The organism is Amycolatopsis sp. NPDC049252, from assembly GCF_043197175.1.
GTDB lineage: Bacteria > Actinomycetota > Actinomycetes > Mycobacteriales > Pseudonocardiaceae > Amycolatopsis.
Map to the genome: position 1 here is coordinate 1 of NZ_JBICSQ010000157.1, position 8,892 is coordinate 8,892.

The 8,892-nt window shown below is 73.4% G+C and carries 12 protein-coding genes; 9 read left to right on the forward strand and 3 right to left on the reverse strand.

The annotated features are described in order from the left end of the window. Positions 1-138: 138 nt before the first annotated feature. Positions 139-591: a VOC family protein gene (locus tag ACGFMK_RS48285; protein WP_392778611.1), complete on the reverse strand. Its 453-nt coding sequence runs from the start codon at positions 589-591 to the stop codon at positions 139-141. A gap of 112 nt (positions 592-703) precedes the next feature. Here ACGFMK_RS48285 and ACGFMK_RS48290 point away from each other — a divergent pair, with 112 nt between their 5' ends. Genes ACGFMK_RS48290 through ACGFMK_RS48305 form a run of 4 tightly spaced genes read left to right on the forward strand, consistent with a single transcriptional unit; the run spans position 704 to position 3,008 of the window. Continuing rightward, entirely contained in the window at positions 704-1,693 is a 990-nt protein-coding gene (locus ACGFMK_RS48290; protein ID WP_392778613.1) for a helix-turn-helix transcriptional regulator, read from the forward strand. 55 nt (positions 1,694-1,748) lie between these two features. Beyond that, positions 1,749-2,075 (forward strand): metalloregulator ArsR/SmtB family transcription factor, encoded by a 327-nt coding sequence (locus ACGFMK_RS48295; protein WP_323327260.1) that lies wholly within the window; start codon positions 1,749-1,751, stop codon positions 2,073-2,075. Then, a complete protein-coding gene (locus tag ACGFMK_RS48300) occupies positions 2,072-2,563 on the forward strand; it encodes an SRPBCC family protein (RefSeq protein ID WP_392778616.1) in 492 nt (163 codons plus the stop codon). The genes ACGFMK_RS48295 and ACGFMK_RS48300 overlap by 4 nt, the downstream gene beginning before the upstream one ends. Then, complete coding sequence (locus ACGFMK_RS48305; protein ID WP_392778619.1) at positions 2,556-3,008, forward strand: VOC family protein; 453 nt, start codon at positions 2,556-2,558, stop codon at positions 3,006-3,008. Before ACGFMK_RS48300 ends, ACGFMK_RS48305 begins: the two co-directional genes overlap by 8 nt. A 10-nt stretch (positions 3,009-3,018) precedes the next feature. Here the strand turns inward: ACGFMK_RS48305 and ACGFMK_RS48310 are convergent, their stop codons facing one another. Further along, positions 3,019-3,705: a TetR/AcrR family transcriptional regulator gene (locus tag ACGFMK_RS48310; RefSeq protein ID WP_392778622.1), complete on the reverse strand. Its 687-nt coding sequence runs from the start codon at positions 3,703-3,705 to the stop codon at positions 3,019-3,021. Between the two features lie 117 nt (positions 3,706-3,822). Here ACGFMK_RS48310 and ACGFMK_RS48315 point away from each other — a divergent pair, with 117 nt between their 5' ends. The 5 genes from ACGFMK_RS48315 (at position 3,823) to ACGFMK_RS48335 (ending at position 8,215) form a co-directional block, all read left to right on the forward strand. Next, positions 3,823-4,725 carry an SMP-30/gluconolactonase/LRE family protein gene (locus tag ACGFMK_RS48315; protein ID WP_392778625.1) on the forward strand — a complete coding sequence of 301 codons (903 nt, stop codon included), beginning with the start codon at positions 3,823-3,825 and terminating at the stop codon, positions 4,723-4,725. Between the two features lie 25 nt (positions 4,726-4,750). After that, positions 4,751-5,740 (forward strand): LLM class flavin-dependent oxidoreductase, encoded by a 990-nt coding sequence (locus ACGFMK_RS48320; protein ID WP_392778628.1) that lies wholly within the window; start codon positions 4,751-4,753, stop codon positions 5,738-5,740. Positions 5,741-5,844: 104 nt separating this feature from the next. Beyond that, positions 5,845-6,225, forward strand: coding sequence for a hypothetical protein (locus tag ACGFMK_RS48325; protein ID WP_392778631.1), 381 nt, complete (start codon positions 5,845-5,847; stop codon positions 6,223-6,225). A gap of 124 nt (positions 6,226-6,349) precedes the next feature. Next, positions 6,350-7,258, forward strand: coding sequence for a universal stress protein (locus ACGFMK_RS48330; RefSeq protein WP_392778634.1), 909 nt, complete (start codon positions 6,350-6,352; stop codon positions 7,256-7,258). Positions 7,259-7,468: 210 nt separating this feature from the next. After that, positions 7,469-8,215, forward strand: coding sequence for an ATP-binding protein (locus ACGFMK_RS48335; protein ID WP_392778637.1), 747 nt, complete (start codon positions 7,469-7,471; stop codon positions 8,213-8,215). Positions 8,216-8,220: 5 nt separating this feature from the next. Here ACGFMK_RS48335 and ACGFMK_RS48340 read toward each other — a convergent pair. Further along, positions 8,221-8,892 (reverse strand): LuxR C-terminal-related transcriptional regulator (locus tag ACGFMK_RS48340; RefSeq protein WP_392778640.1); only part of this gene is annotated, 672 nt, incomplete at its 5' end.

An 8,892-nucleotide genomic window follows, 5' to 3' on the forward strand; every position in this document is an offset into this window, starting at 1 on the left:
GGGGGGGGGGGGGGGGGGGGGGGGGGGGGGGGGGGGGGGGGGGGGGGGGGGGGGCCGGGGGGGGGGGGGGGGGGGGGGGGGGGGGGGGGGGGGGGGGGGGGGGGCCCCCGCCCCCCCCCCCACTCCCCGGGGGAAGGGTCAGGCCGCGACGTCGACGATCCAGGTGACGCCGAAGCGGTCGGCGAGCATCCCGAAGCCGGGCGCCCACGGGGCGGGGCCGAACGCCTCGATCACGGTCGCGCCCTTGGCGAGGCCGTCCCACACGGGAGTGACCTCGTCGAGGCTCTCGCCGCGGACGGACAGGAAGAACGGCTCCTTCGTGATCGTGGTGCCGTTTTCGCGGTGCGTGGTGGGCGCGCCCGGGGCGGCCGGCGTGTGCTCGCCGGGCACGTCGTAGGCCATGACCCGGAAGCCGTTGTCGGCGACGACCTGGCCGAACACGACACGGTCGGCGCCGGGCACTTCGGCGGGCATCCCGAAGTCGGCGTAGGTGGCGACGGTGAGCTGCCCGCCGAACACCGACTGGTAGAACTCCAGGGCTTCGCGGGCCTGGCCGTGGAAGTTCAGGTGGGTGACAGCGTTGAGCGACATGTGTTCCGGTCCTTCGCGAGTGGTTCCTGCCGCCGGAGGTTTCCGGCGTTGAGACCGACGATGTCAGCAGTACCGGACAGGGAACGTCCGCTACTTGTGTCATGGTGAAACCATGCCGATCGCCGCTTCGACGACCACCTCCAGCCGGCTGCTGTCGCTGCTGTCCATGCTGCAGGCCCGCCGTGACTGGCCGGGCGGCCTGCTCGCCGAGCGGCTGGGGGTGAGCGAGCGGACCGTGCGCCGTGACGTCGACCGGTTGCGCGAGCTGGGTTATCCCGTCCAGGCGGTCAAGGGCCCCGACGGCGGTTACCGGCTCGAAGCGGGCAGCCAGATGCCGCCCCTGCTGTTCGACGAAGAGCAGGCGGTCGCGCTCACCGTGGCGCTGCGAATCGCGGTCGGCACGGGCGCGGGCATCGAGGAGGCGGCCGCGCGGGCCCTGGCCACGGTGCGGCAGGTGCTGCCGTCGAGGCTGCGGCAGCGCGTCGACGCCCTCGAGGTCGGCGCGGCCGGGCGCGCCGCCGATCCCCAGGTCGACACCGGGGTGCTGCTCACGCTGAGCGCCGCGGTCCGCGCGGGAGAGGAGCTGCGGTTCGACTACCGCGCGCCGGGACGGCCCGAGGACGCCGAGCCGGGCCCACCCCGCCGCGTGCAGCCCCACCACCTGGTGGTGCGGGCCGGGCGCTGGTACGTCGTCGGCTGGGATCCCGACCGCGGCGACTGGCGGACCTACCGCGCCGACCGGATGACCCCGCGGGTGCCGAACGGGCCGCGCTTCGGTCCCCGCGAGGTCCCGGGCGGCGACGTGGCCGCGTTCCTTTCGGCCCGGTTCAAGGGTTCCGACAGCACGGACGCCTGGCCGTGCCGCGGCGAGGTGATCCTCGACCTGCCGGTGGCGGAGGTGGCCCCGTTCGCCGGCGACGGCGTCGTCGAGGCCCTCGGCGCCACCCGGACCAGGCTGACGTCGGGGGCCTGGTCCTGGGCCGCCCTCGCGGCGGGGCTGGCCCGCTTCGGCACCGAGATCGAGGTGCTCGGGCCGCCGGAGCTGCGGGTGGCGTTCGCCGAGCTGTCCCGTCGCGCCGGCCGCGCCGCTCGTGCCCATTGACAACCCCGCGGCCTGCGGATATAAACCACTTGGTTATGGAACCGAAAGGTTATCAATGGGCACGAGCAGCACCCTGGACGCGACCTTCGCGGCCCTCGCGGACCCCACGCGGCGGGCCATCCTCGCCCGGCTCGCGACCGGCGACGCGACCGTCACCGAGCTCGCGGCCCCCTTCGCGATGAGCCAGCCCGCCGTGTCGAAACACCTCCGGGTGCTCGAACGGGCCGGGCTGGTGCAACGCGGCCGGGACGCCCAGCGGCGGCCGTGCCACCTGGTGGCCGAACCGCTCAAGGCGGCCACGGCCTGGCTGGCCGGCTACCGCGACTACTGGGAAGCCAGCTACCGCCAGCTCGACGACCTGCTGAAAGACCTGCAGCCATGACGGCCCCGGGACTTCAGGTCACCGAGGCGGGCACCACCGGGCTCCTGCTCACCCGGACCTTCGCCGCTCCGGCCGACCTCGTCTTCGCCGCCCTCACCCGGCCCGAACTGCTGCGTCGCTGGCACGGCGCCCACGGCTGGCACCTGACCGGCTGCGACGTCGACCTGCGCCCCGGGGGCGAGTGGCGGTTCGTCAGCCTCGGCCCCGGTGGCGCGGAAATGGAGATGTACGGCGAGTTCCGCGAAGTCGAGCCGCCCGTGCGCCTCGTCCAGACCGAGATCCACCGCGGCTGGCCCGAAGGCGCCGCGCTGGTCACGACCGTGCTGGCCGAGACCGGCGGCCACACCACGATGACCGTCACCGCGCGGTACCCGTCACCGGAAATCCGCGACCAGGTCGTGCGCAGCCCGATGCGCCGCGGCGCCGGCGAGGCGTACGACCGCCTCGCTTCCCTGCTGGACCACGAGAAACGAGACACTCATGAATGACCCCGTCACCGAGGTCCCCGCCGACCCCACGGCCGTCGTCGGCGACCCCGGCCACCCGCCCGTGCTCCCCGGCGCGTACCTGCTCGAACTCGTCCCCGTGCCGGTCACCGACATCGACCGCGCCATCGGCTTTTACCGGGACGCCCTCGGGTTCGCCCTCGACGTGGACGTCCGCCCGGTGGACGGCGTGCGCATCGTCCAGCTGACCCCGCCCGGCTCGGCCTGCTCGATCTCCCTCACCGAGGGCGTGCAGGCCATGGCCATGCCGCCGGGCACGGTGCGCGGGCTGCACCTGGTGGTCGCCGACATCGAGCAGGCCCGCGCCCAGCTGGTCGAGCGTGGTGTCGAGGTCGGCGCCGTCGAGGACATGGGCGGGGTGTTCTACGCGTACTTCGCCGACCCGGACGGCAACACCTGGTGCCTGCAGCACATGCCGTGGCGGTGAGGCCGCGGCGTCAGCCGGGGGAGGAGCCGACCATCCGGGCGGCGAGCTCGGCGTACGACTCGCCGAGGGCGTCGGGGGAGTCCGCGCCGTCGAGGCGGTACCAGCGCACCAGGTCGATGCCGAGCGACAGGATCGCGCGCACCGTCCGGTCGACGTCGGGCACGTCGAAGACGCCGTCCCGGACCCCGCGTTCGACGGCGGCCTGCACCAGCGCGGAGAACCGCTGCCGGAGGTCGAGAACCTCGCCGAGGTGATCCGGCTCGAGCGCCGCCAGTTCGTACTGGCAGACCCTCGCCACGGTGTGGTGGCGCGCGTGCCACGACACGTGCCCGGCCACCAGCCGCCGGAGGTGACGCCGGGGGTCGCCGTCGTCGTGCCGGGCCGCCAGCGCCGCCAGGGCACGCTCGTGACCGGTCCGGGCGATGTGGAACAGCACGGCCTCCTTCGACGCGAAGTGCACGTACAGCGAACCGGGGCTGAGGCCGACGACGGCGGTGATGTCGCGGGTGGTGGTGGCGTGAAAACCCTTGCGGGCGAAGCACTGCACGGCTGAGGACAGCAGCGCGCGGGCCACCGGGGAGGTGTGCTCTCCCCAGAATTCGCCGGGGACGGTCTCGGGGCCGAGGTTGGTCGTGAGTTCCATCGCCGCCGACGCCGGGTGTCGTCCGCCGCCGCGACGGCGCTCTTTCGCCGGCATCAGTGCTCTCCCCTCCGCCGAGGCCCGGACTTGACACCTCCCGGCCCCGGAGTCATGGTAACTGTGCGCTCAGTCAGCCGAAACCAGGACGTCGACGAAGACGTGAGGAGTGTCGCGATGGGACAGCCCGCGACCAGGCAGCCGACGGTCGTGGCCGACGGGTTCTCCTACCTCGAATGCCCGAGGTGGCACGACGGGCGGCTGTGGGTGTCGGACTTCTACACCGAGAAGGTCGTGACGATCGACGGCCGCGGCGGCACCGAGGTCGTCGCCGAGGTGCCCGGGCAGCCGTCGGGCCTCGGGTTCCTGCCCGACGGGCGCCTGCTCGTGGTGTCGATGCGCGATCACCGCCTCCTCGTGCGTGACGGGTCGGGCCGGCTGACGGAGCACGCCGACCTGTCCGGCGTGGTGTCGGGTGTGCTCAACGACATGGTCGTCGACGACCATGGCCGTGCTTGGGTGGGCAACTTCGGCTTCGACCTCATGGGCGGCGCGCCTCTGCGCTACACCACCCTCACCCGGGTCGACGCGGACGGGAGCGTCTCCGTCGCCGCCGAGGATCTCGGGTTCCCCAACGGCATGGTGCTCCTGCCCGGCAACGTACTGGTCGTCGCCGAGACCTTCGCCGGGCGGTTGACCGCCTTCGACATCGGCGAGGACGGCGAGCTGAGCGGCCGCCGCGTCTGGGCGCAGTTCGGGGAGACCCCGCAGACCGACGACGTCGGCGAGGCGGTGCAGCTGCTCGAGGTGGCCCCCGACGGCATCTGCGCCGACGCCGAGGGCGCGATCTGGGTGGCCGACGCCGTCCACAACCGCGTCATCCGGGTCGAGGAGGGCGGCCGGGTCCTCGAGGAGATCGACGCCGGCACCGGGGTCTTCGCCTGCATGCTCGGCGGTGACGACGGCCGGACGCTGTTCCTCTGCGCGGCGCCGTCCTTCCCCGAGCACGAACGCCGTCCGGTCCGCGAGGCCCAGCTCCTCTCGGTCGATGTCGAGGTGCCGCACGCCGGCCTGCCCTGATCCGACGAGCACCTGGAGGGCCGTCATGGACGTCTCCTGCGCTTTCCCGACCGCACTCGGCACCCCGGACCACATCGCACTGGCCGAAGAGCTGGGCTACACCCGGGCGTGGGTCTACGACACGCCCCAGCAGAGCACCGACGTGTGGATGACGCTCGCGCTGGCCGCCGGGCGGACCGAGCGGATCGGGCTCGCTCCCGGCGTACTGGTGCCCAGCCTGCGGCACCCGATGGTCAACGCCGCGGCGACCGCCACCCTCGCCGCGCTGGCGCCGGGCCGCGTCGCGGTCTCCTTCGGCACCGGCTTCACCGGCCGCCGGGCGATGGGGTACCGCGCGATCACCTGGTCCTATATGGACGCTTACATCCGGGCCTACCGCGGCCTTCTGCGCGGCGACGTCGTCGAGTGGGAGGGGGCGCAGATGCAGATGCTGCACCCGGACGGCCACGCCCCCGCCCGGCCCATCGACGTCCCCGTCCTGATCGGGGCGCTGGGGCCCAAGGGACATCGCGTGGCGAAAGAACTCGGCGACGGGCTGTACGTCACGCTGCAGCTGCCGGAGTTCGTGAACGAGTACTCGTGGGTGCCCTATCTGGTGTGGGGCACGGTACTCGGCGAAGGCGAGGGCACCGACACCGAACACGCACGCCAGGCCGCCGGACCCGGCTGGGCGCTGGCCTACCACGGCGCCTACGAGTTCGGCGGCGCCGCCGCCGTGCGCGCCCTCCCGGGCGGCGCGGAGTGGATGGACGTGGTGGAGCGGACGCCGCCGGAGCGGCGGCACCTCGCGGTCCACGCCGGTCACTGCGTGGACCTGGGGGAGGCCGACCAGGCGGCGTGGAAGGCCGGCGGCCACACGATGCTGCGGGACGTGACGATGAGCGGGACGCGCGCCGAGCTCCGGCAGCGGCTCGACGAGGTCGCGGCCCGGGGCGTCACCGAGATCGTGTTCCAGCCCTGCGGGCCGGACATCCGGGCCGAGCTGGAGAAGTTCCTCGACGCCGCGACGAAGTAGCCGTCGACCTCGCGCGAGCGGGCGCCCTGCCGCGCCGGATGCGCCTACGGTGGAGGGGGATCGCCCTCGTCAGCGGAGGAACGCACCACCGGGAGGACACGCGCGTGACCACACACGGCGACGGAAGCTGGCGGCGGAGCACGCTGATCACGCACCACATCGATCACCCGCCGCAGGTCAAAGCGCTCGTCGACGAGCTGTTCGAGACCCTGATCGAGGGCGGGCGCGGCGACTACGAAGCCAAGATCGAAGCGGAGTACGCGAGCCCCGGCGAACAGTGCAGGCACTACGACTACGGCGACGGCGTCCTCAGCCTGATCGCCGTGCCGGCGCCGGACGCGGACACCATGCACCTGACCCACCTCGTCTACGGCGGCTGCACCACCCACCAGATCCGGCAGGACCTGGTGCAGCGCGGCCTGGGATCGCTGGGCATCACCTGGGTGTATCCCCCGGACGCCGTCCTGCCCGACGACGATTCGTAGCCGGCCGCGGCTCAGCGAACCCGTCACCCCACCGGGGCCGTGATCGCGCGCCGCGGGTGGCGTTCGGTGCTTTACTCGGCTCGGACGTGACGGACCTGGCGGACGCGGAGAGGCGGGGACCCGGATGGCGAGCTCGGCGACGGACCTGGTGGTCGGGGTCGACGGATCGGCTGCGGCGTTGACGGCGGTCCGCTGGGCGGCGCGAGCCGCCGTGGCGCGCCGTCGCGGGCTCAGGCTGGTGCACGCCACGGAAGAACTTCCCGTGGCCTACCCGCACACCGGCGGGAACTTCGAAGAGCTCTACGAACTGGCCGGGGCGCGCGGGCAGCGGCTGCTCGAGGCGGCCCGGGCCGCCGTGGCCGAGGTCGCGCCGGAGCTGACACCGGAGGTCGTGCTTCGCCCGGAACAGCCGGCCGAGGGCCTGCTCGCCGAGTCCGGAGCCGCGGCGATGATCGTGCTCGGCCCGCCCGAACAGCCGATGGCCGCGCGGGTGCTGCTCGGTTCGGTGTCCTTGGCCCTGGCCGCGCACGCGGAGTGCCCGGTCGCGCTGATCCGCCCGCACGTCGCCGAAGACGAGGCACCGGCCGAGGGGCCGGTGATCGTCGGCGTCGACGGCACCCCGGCGAGCGAAGACGCGATCGCGGTGGCGTTCGACGAGGCGTCCTGGCGTGGGGCTCCGCTGGTCGCCGTCCACGCCTGGCACGACACGTTCCTGGCCGGGCTCTTCGAAGAAGGCCGCCGGAGCATGGACGGCGACGCGATCGAGCAGTCGGCGCACGAGCTGCTCGACGAGCGTCTGGCCGGCTGGCAGGAGCAGTACCCGGACGTCCACGTCGAGCGCCTGGTCCAGCGGGGCCGCCCGGCCCAGGCCCTGCTCGACCTGGCCGACCGCGCGCAGCTGCTCGTGGTGGGCAGCCGCGGCCGGAGCGGGCTGGCCGCCCTGGCCCTGGGATCGACCAGCCAGGCCGTGCTGTCCTACGCGCTCTGCCCGGTGGTGGTCGCCCGCGGCGGGACGCGGCCGGCGGCGAAGTAACCGCGCCCGGCGTTACGCCGAACGGTGCGGATGAGTGTTACGCAAAGAAGCAATCCAAGCGTCGTAGCCACCGGATCGAGTGAATCCGTGGGATTCGCTGTCACCGTCCGTTGATCCGGACGTAGCGTTGAAGTTTCTTCTTGCGCCGCAGGCACAAGTGATCACGGCGCACGATCCGGGCTCCACCAGGCAGAGGCGGCGAGCTACGGCATGGGTGCGGACAGCCCGCTCGAGTGGAAACTGTCCGAGCTGCAGGGGACGACGATCGTTCGCCTGTCCGGCGTGTTGGACATAGGCACCTACGGGGTGCTGCGTGACGTGCTGCTCAAGTGCGCGGCCGACCAGCCGCGCGCGGTGATCGTCGATCTCGAGGCGCTCGAGATCGTGCATGACCGGCTGACGAGCGTCTTCGTCGCGGTGTGGCTGCGGATCTCGCAGTGGTCGACGGTGGCGTTGGTGGTGGTTCCCGGACCGGCGCACGCGGCCTTGTCGCGGTACGGCCCGATGCGGCGCTTCGTCTCGGTCCGGCCCACGGTGCTCGACGCGCTGGGCAGCCTGGGTGAGCCACCACCGCGTCGCCGCACCGATCTGTGGTTGCCGGCGTCACCGCGCAGCGTGGGTGCGGCGGCGCCGTTCGTCACGGACACCTGCGGCAACTGGAGCATCGAGCCGATGGCGGCTCCGGCGGTCACGGTGGCCGGCGAACTGGTGGCCAACGCCGCCGAACACGCGCGTTCGCCGGCGCGGCTGCGCCTGGAGCTGCGGCTGGGCCGGTTGACCGTCGCGGTCGCCGATGACGACTCTCGCGCGGTGTTGTTGCCCGCGCCCGGCCGGAAGTCGCCGGAGCCGCGCAGCGGGCTTCGGCTCGTGGCGCACCTGGCACACGCCACGGGCTGGTCGCCGCGGCAGTCGGGCGGCAAGATCGTCTGGGCCGTGCTCCGGCACTCGGCGAACTGATCGCCTCAAAGGAGCCCGGCGGTGGCGGCGTGCGCGGCGGCCGCCGCCCGGGACGACACACCGAGCTTGCCGCGGATGTTCGACACGTGCCGGTGCGCCGTGTGGGCGCTGATCCCGAGCCGGCGCGCGATCTCCTGGTCGCTCATCCCTTGGGCGATCAGGCGGAGGACGTCGAGTTCGCGGTCGGAGAGCTCGCGGCTCGGCGAGCCGGGCAGGCGGGCCCGGCCGGCGCCGAGGAACTCCCGCACGGGACGGACGAGCGATTCCGCGTCGCCGCGCCAGGGCAGGTGGTCGGTTCCGTCGAGCGGGACGAAGGTGGCGCCCGGGATGCGGGCGGCCACGTCCTGACCGAGGGCGAACGGGATCGCGCGGTCGTCGCGGCGGTGCAGGACGAGGGTCGGCACCTCGATCGCCGCCAGCTCGTCCCGGACGTCGAACGCGTACACCGCCGCGAGGGAGCGCGCCGCCTTCTCCGCGGACAGGGCGGCGCGCTGGAAACGCACGAACTCGTCGCGCTCCGCCGCGGTCGCGGTCGGCAGGAACAGGTCGGCGAGGATCCGGGAGCCCACGCCCCAATGACGTCCGACGAGCGCCGGCAAGGAATCCCGCGCTTCCGCCGAGGCGATCTCGCTGCCCCGGGCGTAGCTGCCGTACAGGACGAGCCGCTCCACGCGGTC

What these genes read in the sequence shown, in the direction of transcription:
- ACGFMK_RS48320 (WP_392778628.1), top strand. Translation starts at nt 4,751, where the DNA reads ATGGACGTCTCCTGCGCTTTCCCGACCGCACTCGGCACCCCGGACCAC.
- ACGFMK_RS48285 (WP_392778611.1), bottom strand. Translation starts at nt 591, where the DNA reads ATGTCGCTCAACGCTGTCACCCACCTGAACTTCCACGGCCAGGCCCGC.
- ACGFMK_RS48310 (WP_392778622.1), bottom strand. Translation starts at nt 3,705, where the DNA reads ATGCCGGCGAAAGAGCGCCGTCGCGGCGGCGGACGACACCCGGCGTCG.
- ACGFMK_RS48335 (WP_392778637.1), top strand. Translation starts at nt 7,469, where the DNA reads ATGGGTGCGGACAGCCCGCTCGAGTGGAAACTGTCCGAGCTGCAGGGG.
- ACGFMK_RS48300 (WP_392778616.1), top strand. Translation starts at nt 2,072, where the DNA reads ATGACGGCCCCGGGACTTCAGGTCACCGAGGCGGGCACCACCGGGCTC.
- ACGFMK_RS48290 (WP_392778613.1), top strand. Translation starts at nt 704, where the DNA reads ATGCCGATCGCCGCTTCGACGACCACCTCCAGCCGGCTGCTGTCGCTG.
- ACGFMK_RS48305 (WP_392778619.1), top strand. Translation starts at nt 2,556, where the DNA reads ATGAATGACCCCGTCACCGAGGTCCCCGCCGACCCCACGGCCGTCGTC.
- ACGFMK_RS48295 (WP_323327260.1), top strand. Translation starts at nt 1,749, where the DNA reads ATGGGCACGAGCAGCACCCTGGACGCGACCTTCGCGGCCCTCGCGGAC.
- ACGFMK_RS48315 (WP_392778625.1), top strand. Translation starts at nt 3,823, where the DNA reads ATGGGACAGCCCGCGACCAGGCAGCCGACGGTCGTGGCCGACGGGTTC.
- ACGFMK_RS48330 (WP_392778634.1), top strand. Translation starts at nt 6,350, where the DNA reads ATGGCGAGCTCGGCGACGGACCTGGTGGTCGGGGTCGACGGATCGGCT.